The organism is Faecalibacterium sp. Marseille-Q4164 (assembly GCF_017377545.1).
In the GTDB taxonomy this organism is placed as follows: Bacteria; Bacillota; Clostridia; order Oscillospirales; family Ruminococcaceae; genus Faecalibacterium; species Faecalibacterium duncaniae.
On the sequence record NZ_JAFREJ010000004.1, the window covers coordinates 81,664 to 108,223 of the forward strand.

Genomic DNA, 26,560 nt, shown 5'->3' on the forward strand with positions numbered 1-26,560 from the left:
AAAGTCCCGACCAGAACGGCCGGGACTTTTTTGCGCTTAATTCAGATCGAAATTGCCCACCAGCAGGTAGTAGAGCACCTCCACCACCAGCGCTGCCGAAAGCTGGGAAGGCAGCATATCGCTGGCAATGCGCTGGATGCGGTTGGAGGCCAGCAGGGTATAGCTGGCGTGGCCTGCCAGCGCCGAGCGCTTGTCGCAGGTGATGAGGATGACCGGTGTGCCGTTCTTCTTGGCGGCACGGGCGGCCGTCTCCAACGCCTCGCAGCGGCCTGCGCTGGAAATGAGCAGCAGGGCATCTTTTGGGGTCAGTGCCGAAGAAAAAGACGGTGCCTTTTCCGGCACTGGGTTGATCGTGCAGCGCTTGCCCAGACTGCTCAGCTTGAGTGAGGCATCCATGGCAACGGGCAGGCTGCTGCCGTTGGCTTCGATCTCAATGATCTCTGCCGCCCGCAGAATGGAAAGCACCTTCCTCAGCTGGACAAGGTTCAAGGCCTGAATGGTGGCCTGAACCTCCTCCTGACGGTTGTTCTGAAGATCAAGCAGGGCCTGATGCAGCGGGTCATTGGGGGGCCTTTTGCGGGCCTCCGTTTCCTGCTGCTCCAGCACATCCCGCGCAAGCTCCAGTTGGAATTTGCGGTAATTTGCGTAGCCGAGCTTGTGGCACAGCCGGGTGACCGTGGCTTCGGACGAGTGGCTGGCCTTTGCAAGCTCCGCAGAGGTGGCGACCGAGGCCCACTTTACATCTGCAAGAATGCAGTCCGCAATGCGCCGTTCGGCGCTGTAAAGCTGGAGCCCGGAGCACAGCTGGGTGACGACGCTTCCCGGGGAATCGTGCATAGCAATACCTCCCTGTGCGCGCTGTGCATTGGGCACAACGCACAGTACTCTGGGAATAGTATACCGATTTTTTGGTGAAAAATCAATTGAATCTGGCAAGAAAATGCATATCATTCCAAAATAAACCGGGATCCCGCCAGAACCCGCTGCCTGTCAAATTCTCCAAACCGGAATAAGCTGCGCTGAAATTACAAAAAGGACTGCTCCGCTGGAGCAGTCCTTTTTGCGTTTTGAGGGGCGAGAAGGTGCGATCAGCACCCTTCCTTTTCGGCCAGCTTCCGGCCCATGAGCACGCCCATGACGGAGGCCATCATCAGGCCGCGGGTCCAGCCGGAGGAGTCACCCAGGCAGTGCAGGCCCCGGATATTGGTGTCGAGGTTCTCGTCCATCTTGACCTTGTTGGAGTAGAACTTCAGCTCGGGGCTGTAAAGCAGGGTCTCGTTGGCGGCAAAACCGGGCACGACCATATCCAGCATCTTGATGAACTCGATGATGTTGGTCATGGCGCGGTAAGGCATGGCGGCGGTGATATCACCGGCCACGGCATCCTTCAGGGTGGGCTTGACGTTGGATTGCGCCAGCTCCTTGGGCCAGGTGCGCTTGCCGTCCAGAATGTCGCCGTAGCGCTGAACCAGGATGTGGCCCGCGCCCAGCATGTTGGTCAGCTCACCCACCTTCTGGGCGTAGGCGATGGGCTGGTTGAAGGGTTCGGTGAAGTTGTGGGAGACGAGGATGGCCAGGTTGGTGTTCTCGCTCTTCTTCTCCTTGAAGCTGTGGCCATTGACCACGGCCAGGTCGTTGTCGTAGTTCTCCTGAGCCACAAAGCCGCCGGGGTTCTGGCAGAAGGTGCGCACCTTGTTCTTCCAGGGCTTGGGGTAGCCGATGAGTTTGGACTCGTACAGCACCTTGTTCACCTTTTCCATGACCTCGTTGCGGCACTCCACGCGCACGCCGATGTCAACGGTGCCGGGCTTGTGGGCGATGTGGTGCTCGGCGCAGATCTTCTCCAGCCAGTCGGCACCGCGGCGGCCCGTGCCGATGACCACAGTATCGGCATAAACAGCATGGGCTTCCTCGTCCTTGGGTCCCTTGATGAACACGCCCTTGCACTCCTCGTTCTCCAGGATGATGTTCTCGCACTCGGTGCTGAACAGCATCTCCACGCCGTTGTCGGCCAGATAGTTCTGGATGGCCAGATACAGCTGCTGGGCCTTCTCGGTGCCCAGATGACGGATGGGGCAGTCCACCAGCTTCAGGCCGGCGTGGATGGCGTTCTTGCGGATCTCCTTGATGTCCTCGCCGGTGTAGATGCCCTCCACATGGGGGTCGGCACCGAACTCGAGGTAGATCTTATCGGTGTAATGGATTAGCTCCTGTGCGAACTCCTCGCCGATCAGGCTGGGCAGGTCGCCGCCCACCTCATAGGAAAGGCTCAGCTTGCCGTCAGAGAACGCGCCAGCACCGGAGAAGCCGGTGGTGATGGCGCAGGTGGGACGGCAGTTGACGCAGTGGCCCAGCTCGGCCTTGGGGCAGTGGCGCTTTTCCACCGGCTTGCCCTTTTCCACCAGCAGGATCTTTTTCTTGCTGCCGTGGCGCAGCAGCTCTACAGCGGTGAAGATGCCGGCCGGACCGGCACCCACAATGATCAGATCGTATTTTTCCATCTCTAGTTTTATCCTTTACTATTAGTTGCAAACTCCCTCAGTCGCCTGTCGGCGACAGCTCCCTCGGAGAGGGAGCCTTTTCTCGGAGGGAAGCTTTATGGGGGTGGCCAAAGCCTCCCTCATGGAGGGAGGTGGCATCGCGCAGCGATGACGGAGGGAGTTTAATCCTCTTCCTGCTCCACCTCAGCGCTCTCATCCACATGATCCAGCTCCACGGCGGAGGCTTCCACGTCGGCAGGGGCGATGTCCGGGGCGATCACGCCGTCGCCGTTCAGGTCCTGACCGGTCAGGGATTCCAGCATGGACTGGGTCTCGGGGTGGAGCTTGGAAAAGCGGCGGATGGCCAGCACGGTGTACAGGGCACTGAGCAGGTTGATGGCACCCTCGATGATGAGGATGATGCCAATGGCCATGACCAGCGTCTCCATGGTGCCGAAGGGGTTCAGGATCATCACCACGCCCAGCACCACGCTGAGCACCGGCAGCAGCAGGAAGCCCTTCCAGCTGGGGTACTCACAGCGGCGCAGATCCAGAGCGTTCTGGATGCGGCCCAGACTGTCGAAGATGACGAACAGGCCGAACACGATGGGCAGGATGCGCACCACGATGTCGCTGCGGAGGATAAGGAACGCGCCCAGGCCCAGGCAGATGATGCCCGAGATGAGGGTAAGCTGGCTCTGAAAGATGCCGCGCTCCACGGCAAAGTAGCGCACCAGCTGAACGGCGGCGCACACCAGCACCACGCCGCCCAGGGCGTAGCAGACCACGTTGAGGGCGGTGGAGGGCCGCATGAGCAGGAAGATGCCCAGCCCCAGGTAGAGCACGCTCATCAGGATCAGATTCCATTTCAACTTCTTTGCCATAAAAGGTCACGTTCCTTTCTTGTGTCGGACAGGTTCTGAAACGGTTTACTGTGCAGCGGCAGCGTTGTCGTACATGGGCTCGATGATCTTCTTGTCCAGGCGGGCAAAGAACACAAAGCTCAGGGTCACACTGACCAGCTCTGCAATGACGAAGGACCACCACACCATATTCACGTTGCCAGTCTTACTCAGCAGCCAGGCGGCGGGCAGCAGGACCACCAGCTGGCGGCAGACCGAGATGATCAGGCTGAACATGCCGTTGCCCAGCGCCTGGAAGGTGGAGGACAGGATGATGCTCATGCCGGCCAGCAGGAAGTGGAAGCAGATGATGCGCAGGGCAGGCTTGCCGATGGCCAGCATGGCCTCGCTGGCGGAGAACAGGCCCAGCAGCTTGTCGGGCAGGAACTGGAACAGCAGGAAGCCGACCAGCATGATGGCCTCGGCATAGAACATGGCGCACTTGATGGTCTTTTTGACGCGGTCGGGCTTGCGGGCACCGTAGTTGTAGCCGATGATGGGCACCATGCCGTTGTTCATGCCAAAGATGGGCATGAACACGAAGCTCTGCAGCTTGAAGTAAACGCCGAACACGGCCACGGCGGTGGCGGTAAAGGCCATCAGGATCTGGTTCATCAGGAAGGTCATCACGCTGCCCACGCACTGCATGGCGATGCTGGGCAGGCCGACAACGTAGATCCGCTTGATGGCTTCGGCGCTGGGGCGGAAGCCCTTGAAATCCAGCTGGATATCGGGGTTCTTGCGGAGGTTGAGGTAGAAGGAGACCCCTGCGCCGCAGAACTGGCCGATGACGGTGGCCAAAGCTGCACCGGTGGTGCCGGACAGAGCCTCGCCGCAGTAGCCGAAGATGAAGATGGGGTCAAGGATGATGTTGACGATGGCACCCACCAGCTGGCTGATCATGCTCAGGGTGGTGCGGCTGGTGGCGGCCAGCAGTTTCTCGTTCATCACCTGCATGAACATGCCCAGGCTGAGCACGCAGCAGATGGTCAGGTAGCGGATGCCCTGCTCGGCGATGTCGGCATCGGCGGTCTGGGCGTAGAAGTAGGGGCGCACAACGGTCAGGCCCAGCACCAGAAAGACCAGGTAGCTGCACAGTGCCAGGAACAGGCCGTTCTCGGCGGTCTTGTTGGCGCGGGACTGGTTCTTTTCGCCCAGGCTCTTGGAGAGCAGGGCGTTGACACCCACGCCGGTGCCGATGCCCACGGCGAACATCATGTTCTGCAGCGAAAAGGCCAGAGAGACGGCGGTCAGAGCGTTCTCACTGACACGGGCGACAAAGATCGAGTCCACCACGTTGTACAGTGCCTGCACCAGCATGGAGATCATCATCGGGATGCTGAGCTTGATCAGCAGCGGGTTGACATCCATGGTGCCCATGATATTTTCGGGTTCGGAAAGATTGAGCTGTTTGTTTTCCACGATTTCTCCTTTTGACGTTGAATGATAGACGAGGGTTTATGCTTGAACAGGAGGGAGGTGTCCCGCCCCTCCTGTGGTGTCCGGCGATCGCTTCGTGCTGTAAACAGCACCCGCGTTTCGCTGACCGCCGCGCCAACGGCTCCTCCCTTCATCCGCCACTGGCGGTGGTCGTTGCCGTTGCCAAAAACGTGGGCAGAGCACAAAAGCACCCTACCCACGAAGCAGCATTGTTTTTTGGGCCGTCCGGCCCGGCGGGGATCACTCAGCCATGGTCTTTTCCTTGGCGGCGACAGCGTCCAGGATCATCTTGACGCAGGTCTCGCGGCCCAGGGCGGCGTTGATGGCCAGATCATAGTTGTGGGCATCGCCCCAGCGGTTCTGGGTGTAGTAGTTGTAGTAGGCAGCACGGTTGCGGTCGGTCTTTTCGATCTCTTCCTTGATGCCCTTCTCGTCGTGTGCTTTGACCAACGGGTCGGTCTTGGCCAGCTCACGCCGCCATTCCACCGGTGCGTAGATGAACACGCGCAGCACATCCTTGCGCTCCCGCAGCACATAGTCACCGCAGCGGCCCAGAATGACGCAGGGGCCTTCCTCGGCCAGCTGCTTGATGATGCGGCTCTGCAGGATGAACACCTGATCACCCAGCGGGAGCTCGTTGCCCATGGTATACAGGCTGTACAGCAGGCTGTGGGTGCGGCGTTTTTCGCTGGCGGCTACGGCTTCCTCCGAGAGGCCGGAGTGCTTTGCGGCCATGGTGATCAGCTCCTTGTCGTAGAGCTTGATGCCCAGTGCGTTTGCAACATCCTCTGCGATGTAGTTGCCGCCGGTGCAGTACTCACGTCCAATGGTGATGATCGTTTTTGCCATAATGTGTTCCTCCCTATGTTGTGGTTTCTATCCCGAAAAGCGCTTTGCGCTGCCGGCTCAGAGGCCGGGCTGCACGGTGCTTGGGTCCTGTTGGGGTGCGGCAGGCTCTGCCGCGGGCTTGGGGGGCGCGGGGAGACGAACTTCCGCCACCCGCATCCGCCCGGTCTGGTCCACCGCGTACACGCTGCAGCGGCCGCCTGCGGCCAGCTGTTCGGGCGGGAAGAGCAGCCCGCCCTCGGGCGTGCGCTCCATCCGGCGGAAGGTGCGGTGGGCGGTGGTGGCGTGGGCCACGCCATCATGGACGGCATAGGCCGCCCAGCCGGAAAAATCCTCCGGCAGCGGGTCCTGCTGGCCCCGCTGCTCAAAGAAATAGCTGCCATCCTCGGCGCGGGTCAGGTCGCACCGCACCCGGTTGGGCAGGTCGGCGGCCACTTCCCGCTGCTTGGGCCGCAGGGCAATGGCCCGGCCCGTGAAATATCGCATAAAATCCGTCAGCGCCATGGTGCAGTTCACGGCACCGTCGCTGTCGGCAGTGGGGTCGTTCAGCAGCACGAAATCCGCCAGAACGGCATCATCGTGCCCAAAGCCCCGCAGGCCCATCCAGACCCCCACGGGGTCCCGCTGGCCCCGGATGCGGCGCTCCACCCGGACTGCGATGGAGCAGTCATCGTGGATCTGGGCGCGCAGGTCGGCCAGATCCATCCAGGCCTGCCAGCAGGGGTAGCCGCAGCAGCCCGCCGCAGCAGCCGCAAAGGCGGCATTACCGGTGGAGCTGGTGGCTTTGTCCTCCATAGCGTAGGCCACTTCCTCAGGCAGGATATCCTCGCCGTAGCGGTTCATCAGGGCCGCCATCACAAGGGGCAGGTCCATCTCCCGGCCAAAGCTGGGGTCGTGGGCGCTCAGGCAGTATTCCGGCAGGTAGAGCCGCCGGTTCAGCGGGTGGCCGTTGTGCTTCTCCCAGGCAAGGGGGCGTGCGGCGGCGGCCAGCAGCCGGACAGCCGGAGTTGCCTTGTCATCGTTGGTGGAAAGATTCACCTGCAGCTGGATGCCGGTGCCGCCGCCCGGCGTGGCAACGGTGACGGTGTCCCCCATCAGGAACACCAGCCCGTCCTCGCTCTGGGCTTTGATGCTGCAGCGAGGGTAATCCGGTGCCCACTTGCCAAAGCTGAGCCAGCCGGTCCAGGTGTTCCCGGCATAGACCCGGCAGCGCACCTCGACCATGGTGTTGTGGGGGGCGCTGGCGTTCCAGCTGACATTCAGGTTGCAGAAGGCCGGCATGGCGAACTCCGGGGTGGTATAGCTGCCGTAGGGCAGGTAGCGGCCGGCGGAGGAATCCAGCACCACCGCGCCGCTTTCCAGCGCCACATTGTCCAGTGCGCCCCGGGAGAAGGTCTCGGTGCCGTGCAGCACCAGATTGTTCCGTTGTTCCATCCGCACTTCTCTCCTTTGCGCGCTGTGGACGGCGCAGTGTTATTCTTCGGGGGTGTCCTGGCCGCGCTCGGCGCGCAGCTCCTTTTCCAGCTGGGCATCGTGGAGCTTCTGGATGCTCTCCTCAATGTGGAACACCCGGTTCAGGTCGCCGTAGACGATCTGGCAGCAGATCTCGCACTGGAACCAGAAGCCGAACACCAGCATCAGCAGCAGGCCCAGCGGCATGCACAGGATCACCAGGCCCCAGAACAGGATGGTGACCAGCGCTGCGGCCAGCGCGTGGGGCAGGAACGCGATCATGCAGTTCAGGCTGTTTTTCAGCGTCAGGCGCAGGGGCTGATCCAGCAGCACGATCTGGGGCCACATGTAGGAAAACAGCATGTGGAACAGCACAAGGTTCAGCACCGTGGCCACCCACATGGGAACGCCCACGTTGGTGCCGTGGTACAGCATGTTGAAGCAGAAATAGACCAGGAAGATCTGCACTGTGACGACCACGCAGTACAGGATGCCGGGCAGGATGCTGGCCTTGAAGTTCTGCCGGAAGGCCCGGCGGTAAGTCGTCCACCAGTAACCGGCCTCGTCACGCAGGGCGCGCAGCACCGTATCATACATGCCGGCCAGCGCGGGGCCTGCAAGGATGCCGCCCGCAATGGCGCTGACGATCATCACGGTCAGGTTGTTCATCAGGAAGCCGATGTACACCAGGCAGATCACCGGCAGAAAGCCGATGCAGGTGAGCAGGTTTGCAAGGAACATGCCGCTCATATCGCGGCCCACCAGCTCAAAAAAGCGGCCTACGCCCGTTTTGCGGGGCGTGTCCTTTTCAACGCCCGGCCCGTCCTTGAAATCTTTAGAAGAAGGAAATAAACCCATTTGTTCCGGAATACCTCTCTTTTGTAATGGGCAGCAATGCCATTGTGCTATCTTTCTGCTTATAAATATACCCGGATTTTGTGGATTTTGCAAGCTAAAAAGCACGTATTTGTAAAAAAAGTGTGTTCTCTCCCATTTTGTCCCAAAGTATGTTACAATGATACTGGCCTTTTTGGCCGGAAGGAGGAAAGGAATTTGAGCATTTTACGCACCATTGCGTTATTCGTTTATCTGTTTGGCTATATGATCGTGCACTATGCCACCCTGCGCCGGGCCGAGCGTGCCCTGGCTGCCGGGGATCTGGACACGGTGGAGCAGATCGTCAAGGCCAACATCCCCCGTTGGAGCCGGGGCATCCTGCGTGTTACGGGGGCCCGGATGACGGTGGAAGGGCAGAAGAATATCCCGGCGGGGCCCTGCGTGTTCGTGGGCAACCACCGCAGCTACTATGATATCCCCATCCTGCTGACCGCGCTGGACGCGCCCCACGGCATTCTGGCAAAGGAGGAGCTGGAAAAGATCCCCCTGCTCAACCGCTGGATGAAGCTGCTGGGCTGTGTGTTCGTCAAGCGGGATGACATCCGCGCTTCCGTCAAGGCCCTGAACGATGCCACCGCCATCGTGGAGAGCGGCCGGAGCTTCGTCATCTTCCCCGAGGGCACCCGCTACAAGGGCGAAGAGGGCGGCGCGGGCGAGTTCAAGGCCGGTGCCTTCCGCATTGCCATCAAGACGGGGGTGCCCGTGGTGCCGGTGGCCATCTCCGGTGCGCGGGGCCTGTTTGAGGGCCACGGCCTGCGGGCCACGCCCGGCGATATCCGGGTGCGCATCCTGCCCGCCATCCAGACCGCAGGCATGAGCAAGGCGGAACAGAAGCAGCTGCCCGATGCCGTGCGCCAGACCATTCTGGCCCAACTGTAAGGAGAACTATGGCAAGCTATCGTTACGAGCGGGACATCGACCCCGCAGACCTTGCCCCGCGGGCGGAAAAACAGTATACCCGCAAAGAGCGCTGGGCCAACTGGTGGGATTATAACCTCAAGTGGGTCCTCCTGATCGGCATTGCAGCGGCCTTTGTGGCTTACAGCTTCATCGGGCAGTATTTCTTTACCACCAAGCCCGATTATAATGTGGCAGCGGTGGCCCCCTACTACCTGCCGGATGACACCGTGACCGCCCTGCAGGAGCAGCTGGCCCGGTACGGCGAGGACCTGAACGGCGACGGCAAAACGGTCGTGACCCTGAATGTCTACACGCTGGATTATTCTGCCGGGGATACCCAGACCGAGAGCGATGCCTACCTGACCATGGCGGGCACCACCAAGCTGGCCACAGATGTGGCGGGCGGCCTGAGTTCGGTGTTCCTGCTGTATGACCCGGCAGGCTTTCAGGAGAGCACCGGCTCCCTGCGGTATCTGGACGGCACCCTGCCCGAAGCCGGAAGCGACAGCGACTGGTGGAACATGGTCTACCGCTGGACGGACTGCCCGGTGCTGACCGGGCTGGACCTGGGCGAGTACCGCGCCGACACCACCCACGCCCAGGGCGGCGACAGCCAGACCTATCTTGCGGATTTCTACGTCGGGATGCGCGGAGCCTGGAACACCGGCACCGAGGAGAACCTTGCGGGAGGCGAGGAGCTCTGGCAGGCACTGACCGCCGGGGCAGTCTCCACCGTGGAAGCGGAGAGGTGAGCCGATGCGGTTTCGTATCCTGCGCCGGGAAAAAGGCGCGCCCCGCCGCCCGGCCCCCGCGCCGGAACCGCCTGCCGCGGCTGTTCCGCCCCGTGCCGCTGAGCTGGAAAACCCCTATGGGAGATACTATGGAACGGCGCGAAGCCGGGAAGATCTGAAACGCTGAAGAGGTGCTGCCACGGGCGGCACCTCTTCAATTCTATTCGCTTTTTACAGGTGCTAGTTGAAAAGTTGTCCACCCTGAAACCGTGCGCCCTTTGTTGTTTCCGTGTCCGAGTTATGGTATACTAATCCAGTATCACGAAATGCAAAGGATGTGGAATGATGGACGCACTGGAACAGGCCCGCCGGGAGATCGACACGGTGGATGCCCAGCTGGCTGCCCTGTTTGAGCGGCGGATGAAGGCGGTGCTCAGCGTGGCGGAATACAAAAAGGCCCACGGCCTGCCCATCTTTGATGCCGCCCGCGAAAAGGTGGTGCTGGACAAGGCCGAAGCGCGGATCGGGGACCCGGCCCTGCGCCCCTATTACCGGGACCATGTGCAGAACATGATGGACGTGGCCAAGCAGTACGAGGCCGAGGTGCTGGGCCGCAGCCGCGCCGCCTATCAGGGTGTGGAGGGTGCCTTTGCCCACATCGCGCTCCGGGCGCTCTTTCCCCATGCCGAGGCCGTGAGCTATGCCACCTGGGATGAGGTGTTCGATGCTGTGGAAAAGGGCGATGCCGCCCACGGCGTGGTGCCCTTTGAAAACAGCCACGCGGGGGATGTGTCGGCGGTGCTGGATCTGTGCTACAACCACCCGGATCTGTGGGTGGTGGATGTCTACGATCTGCCCATCTCCCAGAACTTGCTGGTGCTGCCCGGCACCCAGCTGGCGGACCTGACCCATGTGTACAGCCACCAGCAGGCCATTGCCCAGAGCGAGACGTTCTTAAAACAGTTCCGCCTGCCGGCCACGGCCATGCCCAACACGGCCATGGCGGCAAAATATGTGGCCGAAACGGGCGATCGGACCAAGGCCGCCATTGCCAGCGTGGAAACGGCCGCCCTGTACGGGCTGGAGGTGTTGGTGCCGCGCATCAACACCGACGGCGACAACACCACCCGCTTTATCGTGCTCAGCCGCGAAAAGCCCACGGCGGGCAACCGGTTCTCGCTGCTGTTCACGGTGGACAACAAGCCCGGCAAGCTGGCCGAGGTGATCCAGATCATCGGTGCCAGCGGCTTCAATATGGAGTCCATCAAGAGCCGGCCCATGCCCCATGTGCCGTTTGAGTATTATTTTTACGTCGAGCTGGTGGGCGATCCCACAGCCGACGAGACCGCCGCGCTGCTGCGCGAGCTGAATCATGTCTGCCGCACGGTACGGCTGTTAGGAGTGTATACGAAATGAGCGATTTCATCGGGACAAAGCTCACCATGAATCTGGGCGAGCGCAGTTATGATATCATCCTGAAAAACGGTGCACTGGAAAACCTGTACCAGTTTGCCCGGCTGGACCGCAAGGTGGCCGTTGTCACCGACAGCGGCGTGCCTGCCGAGTATGCCCAGCGCGTGGCCGACCAGTGCCGGGAATCCACCATCATCACGGTGCCGCAGGGCGAGGCCAGCAAGAGCTTCAAGATTCTGGAAACGGTGCTCCGGCAGATGCTGGAGTTCAACATGGGCCGCGGCGACCTGGTGGTGGCCGTGGGCGGCGGCGTGGTCGGTGATCTGGCCGGATTTGCCGCTGCCATCTACATGCGGGGCATCGATTTTATCAACTGCCCCACCACCACCCTTTCCATGATCGATTCCTCCATTGGCGGCAAGACCGCTGTGGATCTGGGCGATACCAAAAACATCGTGGGCGCGTTCTGGCAGCCCAAGCTGGTCATCGTGGACCCGGCCACCCTTTCCACCCTGCCCCGCCGCCACTACATCAACGGCCTGGCGGAGGCGGTCAAGGCGGGCCTGCTGGCCGACCCCGAGCTGTTCGCCATCTTTGAAAAGGGCGATATCGACACCCAGATCAGCGAGATCATCTACCGCAGCCTGCGGTTCAAGAAGAACGTTGTGGAGCAGGATGAGACCGAGCGCGGGATGCGCAAGGCTCTGAACTTCGGCCACACCATCGGCCACGGCATCGAGGCCGTCAAGGGCATCAAGGGCCGCCGCACCGTGGGCCTGTTCCACGGCGAGTGCGTGGCGCTGGGGATGCTGCCCATGATCGAATCCAAGGCGCTGCAGAAGCGGGTGCGGGCGGTCTACCGCCGCATTGGCCTGCCCACCCGCACCACCTATAACAAGGAAAAGGTGCTGGCCGAGATGCTGCACGATAAAAAGGCCCAGGGCGGCCAGATCACGGTAATCAAGGTGCCGGGTCTGGGCTGCTGGCGGGCCGAGACCATCCCCGTGGAGGGCCTGCGTCCCCTGCTGGGTGTGGAGGAGTAAGCCATGAAAAACACCTTTGGCAGCGACCTTTCGCTGACCATTTTTGGCGAGAGCCACGGCAGGGCTGTCGGCGCGGTGCTGGACGGCATGGCGGCGGGCGTGCCCGTGGACGAAGCCTTTCTTGCTGCCTGCATGGACAAGCGCCGTGCCCGGGGCGACGGCCTTTCCACCACCCGTGTGGAGGGGGATGCGGTGCAGTTTTTGTCCGGCGTGGTCAACGGCCGCACTACCGGCACCGCCATTGCCCTGATGATCGAAAACCAGAACACCCGCAGCGGCGACTATGCCAAAACGGCTGACCTGCTGCGGCCCGGCCATGCGGATTACACCGCCTACGCCAAGTACCACGGCTATCAGGATGCCCGGGGCGGCGGCCACTTTTCGGGCCGCGTCACCGCCGCGCTGGTGGCGGGCGGCGCTTTGGTGCTGGGAGCCCTGAACCGGGCCGGGATCGAGATCGTGACGCACATCGGGCGGTGTGCCGGGATCAGCGATGCCCCCTTTGCGCTGGATGATCCCGCCGCGCTGGCGGCGCAGGCCGAGACACTGCTGAACAAGTCCGAGGGCTTTGCCCTGCTGGACGGCAGTGTGGAGGAACCCATGAAAGCTGCCATTCGTGCCGCCGGTGCCGAGGGCGACAGTGTGGGCGGCGTGCTGGAGACCGCCATTCTGGGCCTGCCCGCAGGCGTGGGTGAACCCTATTTCGACAGCGTGGAGAGCAAGCTCGCTCACCTGGCCTTCTCCATCCCGGCGGTCAAGGGCATCGAGTTCGGCTCCGGCTTCGGCTTTGTGGACCAGAAGGGCTCGGAGGCCAACGATGCCTTCCGGATGCAGGGGGAGCGCATCGTCACCGCCACCAACCACAATGCGGGCCTGAACGGCGGCATCTCCAACGGGATGCCCGTGGTGTTCCGCACGGCGGTCAAGCCTACCCCCAGCATCTACAAAACGCAGGACACGGTGGATTATATGGCAAAGAAGGACGCGGAGCTGTCCATTCAGGGCCGCCACGACCCCTGCATCGTGCCCCGGGCCGCCATTGTGCAGACCTGCGCCGCCGCGCTGGCCGTGGGCGACCTGCTCACCGCAAAATACGGCATGGCCTGGATGGAGGACCCCACCGGCTACCGCAAGGAGGTGCTGTAAATGGAATACGGACTCATCGGCGGGCGGCTGGGCCACTCCTACTCCAAGGTCATCCACGAGATGCTCTGCGGCTACCGGTACGACCTGTGCCCCCTGCCCACGGAAGAGGAAGTCCGGGCCTTTCTGACCCGGCGGCAGTTCAGGGCCATCAATGTCACCATCCCCTATAAGCTGGTGGTCATGGAGTACTGCTCCTACATCGACCCCCACGCCAAGGCCATCAACGCCGTGAACACCATCGTCAACAGGAACGGCCTGCTCTACGGCTACAACACCGATTACCCCGGCTTCTCCTACCTGTGCGATGCACACGGGGTGGAGTTCAAGGACAGGACCGTGCTCATTCTGGGCACCGGCGGCACCCACAACACCACATGGGCCGTGGCCCATGACCGGGGCGCGAAACAGATCTATACCGTCAGCCGCCATCCCGACCCCGAAAAGGGAGAGCTGACTTATGCTCAGGCCCTGACCACCGGGGCGCAGATCATCATCAACACCACGCCGGTGGGCATGTACCCCAATGTGGGCGTGAGCGCCCTGGGTATCACCTCCATGCCCGGGCTGGAAGCCGTGATCGATGTTATCTATAATCCCGATAAGACCGAGCTCATCCTCCGGGCCGAGGAGCTGGGGGTGCCCGTTGCCGTCGGCGGCCTGGAGATGCTGGTGGCGCAGGCAGTGTATGCGGCAGAATTTTTCCTCGACCGCAAGTTTGAGGATGCCGGTGCCGAGATCGCCCGTGTGACCAGCGAACTGCGGCGGGAACAGCTGAACATTGCCCTCATCGGGATGCCCTCCTCGGGCAAATCCACCCTGGGCCGCGCTCTGGCGGAACGGCTGGGCAAGCGGTTTGTGGATCTGGACGAGGAGATCGTCAAGGCCGACGGCCGGAGCATCCCGGACATCTTTGCCGCTGAGGGGGAGGCAGGCTTCCGGAAGCTGGAGGCCGCGCAGACCGCCCGCTTTGCCAGGGAGAACCGGCAGGTCATCTCCTGCGGCGGCGGCGTGGTCAAGGACCCGGCAAACCTCCGGGCGCTCCACGCCAACGGCATCGTGCTCTTTATCGACCGGCCGCTGGAAGATCTGCTGGTGGGCGGCGGCAGGCCCCTTTCCACCAGCCCAGAGGCCCTGAAAACCATGGAAGCCCAGCGCCGCCCGCTCTATCTGGCGGCAGCGGATGCTGTGATCCCCAACAAGACCACCCCTGCGGATGCCGTGACGGCGGCAATGGAGGCGCTGGATGAAATTTTTAGTCATTAACGGTCCCAACCTCAACCTGACCCAGTTCACGGAGCCGGGCATGGAGGGGCAGATCGATTTTAATACACTGCTGGATTATATCGAGGCGGGCTGTGCCCAGATGGATGTTCAGGTGGACTTTTTTCAGTCCAACCACGAGGGTGACCTCATCGATGAGATCCAGTCGGCGGCAGGCCGGGCCGAGGGCATCATCCTCAACCCGGGCGGCTACGCCTATTACAGCGTAGCCATTCTGGAAGCGCTGCAGGTGTGCGGCGTGCCCGCCGTGGAAGTGATGCTGGCCGACCCCAGCGGCAAGGAGCCCTTCCGCAGCGTGGATGTGGTCTCCTTTGGCTGTCAGGGCCGCTTTGCAGGCGAGGGGATCAGCGGATATCTCCATGCCTGCGCCTACCTTGTGCAGCTGCTCCGGCTGGATGGCGGCGCGCAGACGCACCTAGTGCAGTAAATGAACAACCTCTCCGTCAATGCTGACGCATTGCCACCTCTCCTAGTAGGAGAGGCCTTGGCATTCAGGAGAAGTTCCCGGTTTTGCCAAGGGCTCCCCTATTAGGGGAGCTGTCGAGCGAAGCGAGACTGAGAGGTTCAGAAAAGGGAAAGGAATCAAAAGAGATGATCATTTCGACCAAAAAAGGCACCCCCAAGGAAGAGCTGGAAAAGATCGTAGACAAATTCGAGAAGCAGGGCCTGGATGTGACCCTGATCACCGGCAAGGATTACAATGTGTTCGGTCTGGTGGGCGATACCACCAAGATCGATGAGCGCGACGTGCTGGCCAACCCCTGGATCGACAACGTCACCCGCGTGTCCGCCCCCTATAAGCGGGCCAACCGCCTGTTCCACCCCGCCGATTCCATCATCGACTGCGGCGGCGTGAAGATCGGCAGGGGCGAGAAGATCGCCGTGATGGCAGGCCCCTGCAGCATCGAGGGCGAGGAGCAGGCACTGCGCATTGCCAACGGCGTAAAGGCGGGCGGTGCAAGCCTGTTCCGCGGCGGCGCTTATAAGCCCCGCACCTCTCCCTACTCCTTCCAGGGTCTGGAGACCGAGGGCATCCTCGATATGGTCAAGGCCCGGGAGGCCACCGGAATGCCCATCGTGTCCGAGCTGATGAGCGAGGACCGGATCCCGGAGTTTGAGGAATATGTGGACGTGGTACAGATCGGTGCCCGCAACATGCAGAATTTCCAGCTGCTCAAGGCCGTGGGTAAGATGCACAAGCCTGTTCTGCTCAAGCGCGGCCTGTGCAACACCATCGAGGAGTGGATCATGTCCGCAGAGTATATCATGGCCGGCGGCAACGAGCAGGTCATTCTCTGCGAGCGGGGCATCCGCACCTTTGAGAAGTACACCCGCAACACCCTCGACCTCTCCGCTGTGCCTATCATCCACGAAAAGACCCATCTGCCCATCATCGTGGACCCCAGCCACGCCACCGGCAAGGCCAATCTGGTTGAGCCGATGATGATCGCCGCTGTGGCCGCCGGTGCCGACGGTCTGGAGGTGGAAGTCCACTATGATCCCCGCCACGCATGGAGCGATGGCGCACAGTGCCTGACCCCGGATGCCTTTGCACAGGCCATGGCAAAGTGCCGTCAGGTCGCATGGGCCATTGGCCGGGATATGTAAGATGGATGTGGTGGTAAAACGCGCCCGCGCAGTGGCGGGCAGGATCGCTGCGCCGCCCAGCAAAAGCATGGCTCACCGGGCGGTGCTCTGCGCGGCGTTGGCAAAGGGGACCTCCCATCTCCATCATCTTGCTTTCAGCAAGGATATCTCTGCCACGCTGGGCGCGGCGGGCCGACTGTGTGCCCGTGTCACCACCGGTGAAAACGACGCGGTGGTGGAGGGGCTTGGCCGCTTTCTGCCGGTTGATGCCCCCGTGGACTGCTGTGAGAGCGGCAGCACCCTGCGCTTCCTCATCCCACTGGCCAGCCTGACCGGGCAGGAAGTGACTTTTACAGGCCGTGGGCGGCTGATGGAGCGGCCCCAGTCGGTCTACAAAACGCTGTATCAGCAGCAGGGCCTGCGTTTTGAGCAGGGCGCGGACCGCCTGACTGTGGAAGGTGCCCTGACCCCGGGCGAGTACGAGCTGGCGGGCAACGTGTCCAGCCAGTTCATCAGCGGGCTGCTGTTTGCCCTGCCCCTGCTGGGCGGCACCAGCACCCTGCACCTCATCCCGCCCGTGGAGAGCCGGAGCTACATCGATATGACCCGCGCGGTGCAGCACGCCTTTGGCGTGGAGAGCCGCTGGCTGGATGAAAATACGCTGGAAATTCCCGGCGGGCAGCACTATCTTCCCTGTGATTACACCGTGGAAGGCGATTACAGCCAGGCGGCTTTTCCTGCCGTGCTGGGCGCTGTGACCGGCGGTGTGGCCATCACCGGCCTGTCTGAGGAGACCTTGCAGGGCGATGCCGCCATTCTGGAGATCCTCCGGCGGTGCGGCGCAAGATTCACCCGCACCGGGCAGGGCGTGGTGTTTGAAAAGGCCCCGCTCCACGGAACGGACATCGACCTTGCCGACTGCCCCGACCTTGGCCCCGTGCTGATGGTGCTGGGCCTGCTGTGTGAGGGCACCACAGTCATCCGCAACGCCGAGCGTCTCCGCATCAAGGAGAGTGACCGCATCGAGGCCATGGAGACCGAGCTGCGGGCCTGCGGCGGGCAGCTGGAGAGCGAGGGCGGCACCATTACCATCCATGGTTGTGCCGGAGCGCTCCATGCCCCGGAGCAGCCGCTTTCCGGCCACAACGACCACCGCGTGGTGATGAGCCTTGCGGTGCTGGCGCTGGCCGCCGGGCTGGCCCTGCCCATCAGCGGAGCCGAGGCCATTGCCAAGAGCTGGCCGGATTTTCTGGAAGCCATCAAGCCTTTGGGCGCGGAGGTGGAACATGTTGGATAAATCAAAGCGTTATCTCATTGTGGGTCTGGGCCTGCTGGGCGGCAAGTACGCCTTGGAGCTGAGCAGGGCCGGGTTCCATGTGGACGGCATCAACCGCAGTGAGGGCCATCTGCAGTATGCCCTCGACCACGGCTATATCGCCAGCGGCAAGACCCACGATTTTGAGGATCTGGTATGTCAGGCCGATCATATCATCTTTGGCTTGTACCCCACGGCCCTGATCGAGTGGTTCCGGACCTACGGCCACCTGCTGAAGGAGGGCTGCATCTTTACCGATGTGTCGGGCGTAAAGACTGGTCTGGTGGAGCCCATCCAGGCCATGTGCAGGCCGGGCGTGGAGTTCATTGCCAGCCACCCCATGGCGGGCCGTGAGACCTCCAGCGTGGAGCACGCCGCCGAGGTGAATTTTGCCCCGGCCAACTTCATTGTGACCCCCACGGAAAAGAACACCCCGGAGGCCATTCAGTGGGCCAGGGAGCTGGCCGAGGTGCTGGGCTTCAAGCATATCTGCACCCTGACCGTGCAGGAGCATGACAGGATGATCGGCTATGTCAGCCAGCTCTGCCATGCCATCGCCGTCAGCCTGATGTGCGCCAACGACAATACCTCGCTGTGCGAGTACACCGGCGATTCCTTCCGGGACCTGACCCGCATTGCACGCATCAACGATAAGATGTGGGCGGAGCTGTTCCTCTGGAACAAGGAAAACCTCATCTCCGAGATCGACCAGTTCAGCGGGGCGCTGAACGAGATGCGCAACGCCCTTGTGGCCGATGACCGGGAAAAGCTGGAGGAGATGTTCCGCCTGTCCACCCAGCGCCGCGCGGCGTTTGATAAGAAAGCGCCGTAACCTTTTCAGCACACAGCACTGCTGTTTTTTTCTGGCTCCCCTGCTGGGGGGGAGCTGGAAGCGAGACTGAGAGGTTTGGCACAACACGAAAAAATGAGGTGTACCGAATGCCCAAACAGGAAGGCCAGAAATCCAAGCTGCTGGCGCTATTGCGCATTTTTGAGCAGCAGACCGATGAAAACCACCTGCTGAACGTGCCGCAGCTGGTGGAGCTGCTGGAGGCGCAGGGCATCCGCTGCGAGCGCAAGAGCGTGTACAGCGATATTGAGGCACTGGGTGCGCTGGGCTATGACATCAAGCTGCGCCGGGGCCGGGGCGGCGGGTATTTCCTTGCCAGCCGAACCTTTGATCTGGCGGAGCTCAAGCTGCTGGTGGATGCCGTGCAGGCAAGCCGGGTGGTATCCGGCACCACGAGCAGGCGGCTGATCCACAAGCTGGAAAAGCTCTGCTCCAACTACGAGGGCAGCCAGCTGCAGCGTCAGGTCTATGTGGAGGGCCGCCCCAAGACCGACAGCAAGAGCCTGCTGTACAGCATCGATGCCCTGCACGAGGCCATCAACAACGGTAAAATGGTGGAGTTCCTCTACAGAAAAGCCGACAGCCGCGAGAAAGAGAAAAGGACCGTCAGCCCGTGGCGGCTGGCCTGGGAGAACGGGTGCTACTACCTCATTGCCTTTGCCGACGAAAAGGGCATCCGCCATTACCGGGTGGACAAGATGAGCGGGGTCCGGGTGCTGGATGCGCCCCGGCGGGGTCAGGAGCAGTTTGCGGATCTTGACCTGCCTGCCTATCTGCGCAAGCACTTTGGAATGTACGGCGGGCCGGAGCATCGCGTTACCCTACGGTGCACCGCTGATCTGGAAGGTGCCATGCGGGAGCGCTTTGGCGCAACGCCCATGTTTTTACCCGAGGAGAATGGCTGCTTCCATTTTGATGTCCCCATCTGCGTCAGTGACCAGTTCTATGGCTGGGTCTGCGGCTTTGGCGGCAAGATAGAAGTGGTCGCCCCGCCCGAAGTGCGGCAGGGAATGCGGGAGATGACCGCCCGGCTGGCAGAACAGCATCAATAACAAAAAAGGACTGCGAAAGCAGTCCTTTTTGCGTGTTTACGGTTCCTTCAATTCCAGATCACTGGGCAGGATCAGATCCAGCGCGGCAGCGGGCTCGGCGACAAGGCGGCGGCTCTGGTGGAAGATGGCCTTTTCCAGTGTGTTGCGGGCAAGGCGGCCATTGCCGGCGGTGCGGGCATCGGATTCCTGCCAGCGGGCATAATAGCCCAGCAGGGGTTCGGTGCAGGCTTCGGCCAGGGTGTAGCCCTTGTTTTTGGCAAGGACCTGGGTGATCTGCAGCAGCTCCACGGCGGTGTAGTCCGGGAACTCGATCCGGTTGGGAAAACGGCTGGCAAGGCCGCTGTTGGCGGTGAGGAAGGTCTCCATCTCCCTGGTGTAACCTGCCAGAATGACCACCAGCTCATCCCGGTGATCCTCCATCCCCTTTACCAGCGTGTCAATGGCTTCCAGCCCGAAGCTGTCCTGCTCACCGCGGTAGAGGCTGTATGCCTCGTCAATGAAGAGCACACCACCCAGCGCGCTCTCGATGACGCTGTTGGTCAGGGGGGCGGTGTGGCCGGTGTAGCGGCCCACCAGGTCGGCACGGGTCACCTCCACCAACTGGCCGCCATTGAGGGCACCGATGGCTTTCAGGTATTTCGCCACCAGCCGGGCAATGGTGGTCTTGCCGGTGCCGGGGTTGCCCGTGAAGATCATGTGCATCGAAAGGCTGGCAGTCTTGAGCCCGGCGGCGGCGCGGCGCTGCTGCACCTGCAGGTTGTCGGCCAGACCGAACACATATTCCTTGACCGGGGCAAGGCCCACCAGCTCGTTGATCTCGGCGCGGATGGCATCCAGCGCGCCGGTGTAGGCGGCAGGCAGCAGGTCGAACAGGGGCTGGTCTGCGCCGTCGTTCAGGCGGAACAGCACCCCTTCCGGCCCGGCGGTCAGGGTCACGGTGCCGGTAAGGGTTTCATCGGTCCGCAGACAGTATTCGCTCAGGGCACGGAAGATGCGGTCACAGCATTCGGCCAGCCCGGCGGCACCCTTCTGCGCGGTGCACTGGGCTGCGACATAGTCCCGCACATCGGCCCCGGCGGAAAGGGTCAGCCCCAGCCGGGTGCGGATCTTCTGGGCCAGCGCGTTGAGCTGCTGTGCGGCAAGGGCGGCCAGATCCTCCCGGGTGTAGGAGGCCGTCTCGCAGACATCCCCCAGTGCCGACACCAGCGCCGCACCGAATTTGTCAGCCAGTGCCTCCCGGCCCTTGTGGGAGTAGAAGATGAGGTATTTGCCGCAGGGGTCGATGCGGCTGACGGCTCCCGGGGCCAGCGCCGTGCCTGCATCCACAAGGATGCCCTCTTTGTTCACGAGATACCGGCTGGACAGGGGGGCACTGCCCTTGACGGCCAGATCAGACAGGGTCTTCAGAAAGCCGGGATAGCAGCTCTCATAGTGCTCAAAGGCAAGGATCTCCCCGGGTGCGTGCAGGGCAGCGTAGAGGTCCTGCAGGAAGAGCTTCTCGGCTCCGGAATTGGGGTAAAGGGCCAGATCCAGCGTGGCGATCCTGTCGCTCTGCAAAAGGCCCCGGGCCGCCATGCAGCGGACAGTTTCTTCCAGTGCAAAATGCCTGCCTGTGCCTGCCCCGCCTGTGAGCAGGATGACGTTGCGGGCGGCGGGGGCTTCGGTGCCCAGCACAAAGGGGCGGCGCATGGCCCGCACCACGCTGTCCACAAAAGCATCCTGCCCCAGCACCGTCTGCTTGACCTCGGCGGCAAGGCCTTCAAAGCTGCCCAGGTGCTCCGGCTTCACGTCGGTGGTGCCCCTGGCCAGCAGGCCTTCGTCCTCCATGTCCCGCAGCATCTGGCGGCTGCTTTCCAGCGCGGCGGCGGTGGCATCGCTCTGGGTTTTGAGCTGGGCGTTCTGCTGCTTCAACAGCTCATCCAGCCGTTTCTGTTGTTCCAGAAGCGCCGCGTTCAGGTCAGGCAGGGCGGCGCTGCCGCCTGCTTTGGGTGCAGAAGTGCCGGGGGCGGCCTTGAATCTGCCCCCCGGGCCGAACACGCCGTTCATCAGACTTTCCCAATCATCGGTGTATGCCATAAAACTTCCCTCCGTGCAGTGCTTTTTCTTTCAGTATAGTGGAGTCTGGTACGTTTTGCAAGGAAAGGGTTGAAATAAAGGACAAAGTTCGTTACACTATTGTCAAATGAAAGGATGAATTGCCATGGAGCCAAGAACACCTGCTGAATGGAAGACGCTGTTTGAGAGCGAAGCCTTTGCCCGCCAGACGGAATACTACGGCCCGCTGGGGGTGGAGTATACCCCCGCCGGGACACACCTGCGCCTGTGGGCTCCCACGGCAAAACAGGCAGCAGTGAACCTGTACCGCCGGGGCACCGGCGGGGCCTGTGTGGGCACCCTGCCCCTGCAGCAGCAGGACAAGGGTGTGTGGAGCATCTATCTGCCCGGCGACCAGCACGGAAAATACTACGATTTCACCCTTACCACCCCGTTTGGCACCTGCAATGCAGCGGACCCTTACGCCCGCTCGGCAGGGGTGAACGGGGTGCGCAGCATGATCTTTGACCCGGCCCGGGTAGACCCGCAGGGCTGGGAGCGGGATGTGCGGCCGGTGATCCCACCGGCCCGGCGCAGCGTTTGGGAGGTCAGCGTCCGGGATTTCTCGCAGGACCCGGCCAGCGGTGTGCACACAGCCTGGCGGGGCAAATTTCTGGCCTTTACCCAACAGGGCACGACCCTGAGCAGCGACGGCATCCACCCCACCTGCCTGAATTACCTCAAACGGCTGGGGGTGAGCTATGTCCAGCTCATGCCCATCTTCGATTTTGGCAGCGTGGATGAGAGCCGCCCCCTGACCCGGCAGTATAACTGGGGCTACGACCCCACCAACTTCAATGTGCCCGAGGGCAGCTACTCCACCGACCCCACCCGGGGTGAGGTGCGGGTGCGGGAGTGCAAGCAGATGATCGCGGCCCTCCATGCGGCGGGCATCGGCGTTGTAATGGACGTGGTGTATAACCACATGTACCGCTCCGATAATGTGCTGAACCGGGTGGTGCCCCTCTACTACTTCCGCCAGAACGACGACGGTTCCCTCTCCAACGGCAGCGGCTGCGGCAACGAGTTTGCCTCCGAGCGGCCCATGGCCCGGCGCTATCTCATTGATTCGGTGCTCTACTGGGCACGGGAATATCACATCGACGGCTTCCGGTTTGACCTGATGGGCCTGTATGACGTGGAGACCATGAACCTCCTCCGGGCTGAACTGGACAAGCTGCCCGGTGGGCGGGATATCCTGATGTACGGTGAGCCGTGGCAGGGCGGCTGCAGCGCCCTGCACCGGTACGAGGCCAACAAGAACAACCTGAATATGCTGAACGAGCGCATCGGCATCTTTTGCGACAACACCCGGGATGCCATCAAGGGCGGCTGCTTCGATGCCCGGGAGCCGGGCTTTGTGGAGGGCAAGCCCGGGAGTTTCTGGGATATCGGTGCTTCGGTGGCGGCGTGGTGCCGCAGTGAAAAGCTGCCGCCTCACGCCCCGGGGCAGATCATCAGCTACGTTTCGGCCCACGACAACTTTACCCTGTGGGATAAGCTCCTGATGGTGCGCTACGCCCGCCCGGAGTTTGCCGCTGTGGACAAGACCGCCCTGGCCCAGAACCGGCTGGCAGCGGGCATCTACCTGACCAGCATGGGCCTGCCTTTCTGGCAGGCGGGCGAGGAGTTTGCCCGCACCAAGAAGGGGCAGGGCAACAGCTACCGCTCCAGCCCGGCCCTCAACCGGCTGGACTGGCACCGGGCCGAACAGTTCCACAGCCTTGTGGATTACTACCGCGGGCTCATTGGTCTGCGGGCGGCGTTCCCCCGGCTGGGCGCGCTGGACAAGGCCAGCCCTGCCGCCATCGAGTTCTTCCCGCTGGAACAGCCTCTTGTGGGCTGGCGGCTCCCCGCCCAGTGGGGCGACGGCGCGGCATGGAGCGCCCTGTGCGTCTACTATAACCCCACCGAGACGGCGCAGGTCGTCACCCTGCCCGGCGGCAGCTGGAAGCTGCTGAGTGACGGCATCTCCTCCAGCCTGTGGCGGGGCAGCAGCCGCATCTGCACCGGCCAGACCGTCCTCCTGCCCCTGAGTGCCACCGTGTTCGGGCAGGTATAAAAATACGGTCTGCCGTTGCTTGACAACCTGCAATTAAAAATCCCCTGACCAGTTCAACGCCGGTCAGGGGATTTTTGATTTATGGATCAGGAAAAAGATTGGGGAGAATCAGGAGTTTTTCTGTGCCTGCTGAGTCTGGGCGTTCTTTTCGCCCAGGGTCAGGCTGACGGTCTGCATCTGGCCTTCCCGGGCCACGGTGATGGAAAGGGTATCACCGGCGGCATGCTGCTGGATCAGGGTGCCAAGGTCGTCCTTCTGGGCGATCTCGGTGCCGTCGATGCTCACGATGCGGTCACCGGTCTTCAGACCGGCCTTGTCGGCGGGGCCGCCCTGCACAACATCCACAACGTAAACGCCGTAGGCATTGACGTTGAGCTGTGCGGCGGTCTGGGCATCGGTCACAGCCAGATAGGTGATGCCCATGTAGGGGCGGCCGGAGACATAGCCATTCTCCAGCAGATCCTGTGCCACCTTGATGGCATCGTTGATGGGGATGGCAAAGCCCAGACCCTCCGCATCGCTGGAGGAGGACTTTGCGTTGACCAGACCGATGAGCTCACCGTTCATGTTGAACAGGCCGCCGCCGGAGTTGCCGGGGCTGACAGAGGCATCCATCTGGATCAGGGACATGGTGTTGGTGGAGCTGGTGCCCTGAATGGTCACGCTGCGGTTCAGGGCGCTGACGATGCCGCTGGTCACGGTGCCGCCCAGCTCACCCAGCGGGTTGCCCACGGCCAGCACGCTCTCGCCCACGGCAAGGCTGTCGCTGTTGCCAACGGTGGCGGGGGTCAGGTCAGTGGCATCGATCTTGAGGACAGCCACATCGCTGGTGTCATCCTCGCCCACCACGGTGGCGGGGTAATCGGTATCGCCGATGGTTACGGTGATGTTGGACGCGCCGGACACAACATGCGCACAGGTCAGGATATAACCGTCGGAGCTGATCACGACACCGCTGCCAGCGCCGCTCTCCACCTGGCTCTGGCCGTACCAGGACCACTGGGAGTAGACCACCTGCTCGGTGGTAATGACCACAACGCTGGGGCTGACCATCTCAGAGACCTGAGCGGTGGTCATGCCGGAAGCGGTGTTCACCGCGGAGGCAGAGCCGGAATCACTGCTGGACGTGGAGGAAGGTGCCACCTGCTGGATGACCACCTTGCCGCCTGTGTTGCCCACCCGGGCTCCAACAAAGCCGCCGACAAAGCCCATGGCTGCTGCCAGCACCAGCGCAACTGCACTGCGGGCGATATTGCCGTTTTTCCGGCGGCGCTTTTTGGGAGGCTGCTTGGGGCTTCCCTGTGCGGCCTGATACCGGGGGCCTTCCGGAGGCGGCACCGCGCCGCCATCGCTGCCGCTGTTCGGCTCGGCCTGGGGGGCAGCCTGTGCGGCCTCGCCGTAGGTGCCTGCCGTGTTGGCGGTGTTCATGCCGGAGGAGCCGACGTTGGGGTAGCCGGTCTCGCCGGTCTGGCTATGTTCAGAGGAATAATCGTATTCCCACTTGTTCTCGTTATCCATACTGGTTACTTCCTTTCTCAAAGGGAATGGTTCGGAGGGGGCGCTTCTGCCGCACCTCCTTGGAACTGTTTCTATTGTATCCGGTAATTGTGAAAAGGAATCGCTGACCGGGTGAAGAATATGTGAAATAAGGTCGCAGCGGGAAGCCTTGACAGCGGCGCGGGGGCTTGGTATTTTAAAGGTGCAGCGCAGAAGCCGGCAGCGTTGCGAAACCTCTCCGTCATCTTCGCTTTGCTAAACCTCTCAGTCGCGGGCGCTGCCGCGACAGCTCCCCTAGTAGGGGAGCCCTTGGCAGAGGATTTGTTTTTCGCAATGATCGCTGGCGCTCCAAAACCAATGCCTGCCGCAGGACAAACAGGAGCGAAGCGCTGACCCACGAAAACGCGACGGTATGCCAAGGCCTCTCCTACTAGGAGAGGTGGCATCGAGCGAAGCGATGATGACGGAGAGGTTTAGCCCAGCAGGGCAAGCCCGCGAAAAGGAGCAAATTATGAAACTGGAAAAGATTCCGGGCGGTTATGCCCTGTATAAAGAGAAAACCATCATTGGCACCTGCCGGGCCCGGCCCGCGGAGCAGGGCGCGGACATCACTGCCCTGACCATTGTGCCGGAATGGCGGCGCAAGGGCTACGGTTCCTACCTGTTAAAAGAGGTATTGCGCAGCCTGGGCGGCTATGACAAAGAGAGCGCCACGGTGTTCACGGCTCCTCTGCCTGCCGATGCGGGGGAGCTGGCCTTCTGGGCAAAGTTCGGCTTTGCGGCAGAGGGCAGCGGCCTGTGCCGCCGCCGCACCCCCGACCTGACGGCCGTGAAGCTTGTGCAGGACTTCCTCGCCGCGCGGCTGGCTGACCCCAGGCTCTGCATCGATGCCACCTGCGGCAACGGGGGCGACACGGCCTTTCTCTGCCGCCTTGTGGGCGAAGAGGACCGAGTGCTGGGCTTTGACATCCAGCCCGAAGCCATTGCCTCCACCCGACAGAACCTTGCACGGAAGGGCCTTGCGGCAGAGCTTCACTGCGACAGCCACGCCAACCTCTTACAATATGTACAGCCCGGCACCGTCGATGCCGTGATGTTCAACTTCGGCTGGCTGCCCGGTGCCGACCACGGGGTGTTCTCCCACGCCCAAAGCAGCATCCCGGCGCTGGAAGCTGCCCTCGAGGCCCTGCGGCCCGGCGGGGTGCTCAGCGCCATCCTGTACAGCGGCAAGGTCATCGGTTCCGACGAAAAGACCGAGATCCTCCAATGGATGCGCTCCCGGCCCCTGAAACAGTGCACCGCCCTTGTCTGCGGTTTCGCCAATTGGGCCGATACCGCCCCCTTGCCCTGCTTCCTCCTGAAAAAATAACAAAAACTCTTGCATCTAGGTGGAATTGCTGGTAAAATATAAGTTGTGTGTAATTTTGGAGGGCAGGTTCTGCTCTGTACAACCTCTCAGTCTCGCATTCGCTCGACAGCTCCCCTAGTAGGGGAGCCCTTGGCATTGCGTAAAGCTTTCCCGTTTTGCCAAGGCCTCTCCTACTAGGAGAGGTGGCATTGCGTAGCAATGAC

General features: G+C 62.1%; 23 protein-coding genes. 14 read left to right on the plus strand and 9 right to left on the minus strand.

All coding sequences use genetic code 11. The features are described from left to right. Positions 1–36: 36 nt before the first annotated feature. The 7 genes from J3352_RS06440 to J3352_RS06470 all read right to left on the minus strand — a co-directional run bounded on the left by J3352_RS06440 (position 37) and on the right by J3352_RS06470 (position 7,978). The gene (locus J3352_RS06440) at positions 37–837 is read right to left on the minus strand and encodes a MurR/RpiR family transcriptional regulator (RefSeq protein WP_156066344.1); all 801 of its coding nucleotides are present in this window, start codon (positions 835–837) and stop codon (positions 37–39) included. Between the two features lie 251 nt (positions 838–1,088). Continuing rightward, positions 1,089–2,501, minus strand: coding sequence for an NAD(P)/FAD-dependent oxidoreductase (locus J3352_RS06445; protein ID WP_005928470.1), 1,413 nt, complete (start codon positions 2,499–2,501; stop codon positions 1,089–1,091). Positions 2,502–2,662: 161 nt separating this feature from the next. Then, positions 2,663–3,364 (minus strand): HdeD family acid-resistance protein, encoded by a 702-nt coding sequence (locus J3352_RS06450; protein WP_097769757.1) that lies wholly within the window; start codon positions 3,362–3,364, stop codon positions 2,663–2,665. Between the two features lie 45 nt (positions 3,365–3,409). Continuing rightward, positions 3,410–4,762, minus strand: coding sequence for an MATE family efflux transporter (locus J3352_RS06455; protein ID WP_050762769.1), 1,353 nt, complete (start codon positions 4,760–4,762; stop codon positions 3,410–3,412). A 300-nt stretch (positions 4,763–5,062) separates the two neighbouring features. Continuing rightward, positions 5,063–5,671, minus strand: a complete 609-nt coding sequence (locus J3352_RS06460; protein ID WP_097769755.1) for an AAA family ATPase — start codon at positions 5,669–5,671, stop codon at positions 5,063–5,065. A gap of 57 nt (positions 5,672–5,728) precedes the next feature. Then, positions 5,729–7,102 (minus strand): hypothetical protein, encoded by a 1,374-nt coding sequence (locus tag J3352_RS06465; RefSeq protein ID WP_156066346.1) that lies wholly within the window; start codon positions 7,100–7,102, stop codon positions 5,729–5,731. Between the two features lie 39 nt (positions 7,103–7,141). Continuing rightward, positions 7,142–7,978, minus strand: a complete 837-nt coding sequence (locus tag J3352_RS06470) for a DUF624 domain-containing protein (RefSeq protein ID WP_117534582.1) — start codon at positions 7,976–7,978, stop codon at positions 7,142–7,144. Between the two features lie 195 nt (positions 7,979–8,173). On the opposite strand from J3352_RS06470, the gene J3352_RS06475 reads away from it, so the two are divergent. The 12 genes from J3352_RS06475 to J3352_RS06530 all read left to right on the plus strand — a co-directional run bounded on the left by J3352_RS06475 (position 8,174) and on the right by J3352_RS06530 (position 19,335). Beyond that, on the plus strand, positions 8,174–8,896 hold the full coding sequence (locus J3352_RS06475) for a 1-acyl-sn-glycerol-3-phosphate acyltransferase (RefSeq protein WP_154276838.1): 723 nt from the start codon (positions 8,174–8,176) through the stop codon (positions 8,894–8,896). An 8-nt stretch (positions 8,897–8,904) separates the two neighbouring features. Continuing rightward, positions 8,905–9,669, plus strand: coding sequence for a hypothetical protein (locus tag J3352_RS06480; RefSeq protein WP_156066348.1), 765 nt, complete (start codon positions 8,905–8,907; stop codon positions 9,667–9,669). 4 nt (positions 9,670–9,673) lie between these two features. Beyond that, positions 9,674–9,835 carry a hypothetical protein gene (locus tag J3352_RS06485; RefSeq protein ID WP_181967289.1) on the plus strand — a complete coding sequence of 54 codons (162 nt, stop codon included), beginning with the start codon at positions 9,674–9,676 and terminating at the stop codon, positions 9,833–9,835. 158 nt (positions 9,836–9,993) lie between these two features. Further along, positions 9,994–11,064, plus strand: coding sequence for a chorismate mutase (locus J3352_RS06490; RefSeq protein WP_156066469.1), 1,071 nt, complete (start codon positions 9,994–9,996; stop codon positions 11,062–11,064). Then, positions 11,061–12,104, plus strand: a complete 1,044-nt coding sequence (aroB, locus tag J3352_RS06495) for a 3-dehydroquinate synthase (RefSeq protein ID WP_005928440.1) — start codon at positions 11,061–11,063, stop codon at positions 12,102–12,104. The genes J3352_RS06490 and aroB overlap by 4 nt, the downstream gene beginning before the upstream one ends. Before the next feature lie 3 nt (positions 12,105–12,107). Then, complete coding sequence (gene aroC / locus J3352_RS06500) at positions 12,108–13,250, plus strand: chorismate synthase (RefSeq protein WP_156066350.1); 1,143 nt, start codon at positions 12,108–12,110, stop codon at positions 13,248–13,250. Further along, complete coding sequence (locus J3352_RS06505) at positions 13,251–14,513, plus strand: shikimate kinase (RefSeq protein ID WP_156066352.1); 1,263 nt, start codon at positions 13,251–13,253, stop codon at positions 14,511–14,513. After that, positions 14,494–14,958: a type II 3-dehydroquinate dehydratase gene (locus tag J3352_RS06510; RefSeq protein ID WP_156066355.1), complete on the plus strand. Its 465-nt coding sequence runs from the start codon at positions 14,494–14,496 to the stop codon at positions 14,956–14,958. Before J3352_RS06505 ends, J3352_RS06510 begins: the two co-directional genes overlap by 20 nt. A 164-nt stretch (positions 14,959–15,122) precedes the next feature. Further along, positions 15,123–16,139, plus strand: a complete 1,017-nt coding sequence (gene aroF / locus J3352_RS06515) for a 3-deoxy-7-phosphoheptulonate synthase (RefSeq protein ID WP_005928429.1) — start codon at positions 15,123–15,125, stop codon at positions 16,137–16,139. Between the two features lies 1 nt (position 16,140). Beyond that, positions 16,141–17,415 (plus strand): 3-phosphoshikimate 1-carboxyvinyltransferase, encoded by a 1,275-nt coding sequence (gene aroA / locus J3352_RS06520; RefSeq protein ID WP_156066357.1) that lies wholly within the window; start codon positions 16,141–16,143, stop codon positions 17,413–17,415. Next, positions 17,405–18,265 carry a prephenate dehydrogenase gene (locus tag J3352_RS06525; protein WP_156066359.1) on the plus strand — a complete coding sequence of 287 codons (861 nt, stop codon included), beginning with the start codon at positions 17,405–17,407 and terminating at the stop codon, positions 18,263–18,265. The genes aroA and J3352_RS06525 overlap by 11 nt, the downstream gene beginning before the upstream one ends. 107 nt (positions 18,266–18,372) lie before the next feature. Beyond that, a complete protein-coding gene (locus J3352_RS06530; RefSeq protein ID WP_156066361.1) occupies positions 18,373–19,335 on the plus strand; it encodes a YafY family protein in 963 nt (320 codons plus the stop codon). 36 nt (positions 19,336–19,371) lie between these two features. Here the strand turns inward: J3352_RS06530 and J3352_RS06535 are convergent, their stop codons facing one another. After that, complete coding sequence (locus J3352_RS06535; RefSeq protein WP_156066363.1) at positions 19,372–21,411, minus strand: AAA family ATPase; 2,040 nt, start codon at positions 21,409–21,411, stop codon at positions 19,372–19,374. Between the two features lie 124 nt (positions 21,412–21,535). Between J3352_RS06535 and pulA the strand changes: the two genes are divergently transcribed. Continuing rightward, a complete protein-coding gene (gene pulA / locus J3352_RS06540) occupies positions 21,536–23,491 on the plus strand; it encodes a type I pullulanase (RefSeq protein WP_156066365.1) in 1,956 nt (651 codons plus the stop codon). 108 nt (positions 23,492–23,599) lie between these two features. Here pulA and J3352_RS06545 read toward each other — a convergent pair whose 3' ends face one another. Next, positions 23,600–25,009, minus strand: coding sequence for a S1C family serine protease (locus tag J3352_RS06545; protein ID WP_156066367.1), 1,410 nt, complete (start codon positions 25,007–25,009; stop codon positions 23,600–23,602). Positions 25,010–25,499: 490 nt separating this feature from the next. Between J3352_RS06545 and J3352_RS06550 the strand changes: the two genes are divergently transcribed. Beyond that, positions 25,500–26,357 (plus strand): GNAT family N-acetyltransferase, encoded by an 858-nt coding sequence (locus J3352_RS06550; RefSeq protein WP_242699902.1) that lies wholly within the window; start codon positions 25,500–25,502, stop codon positions 26,355–26,357. Positions 26,358–26,560: the final 203 nt, after the last annotated feature.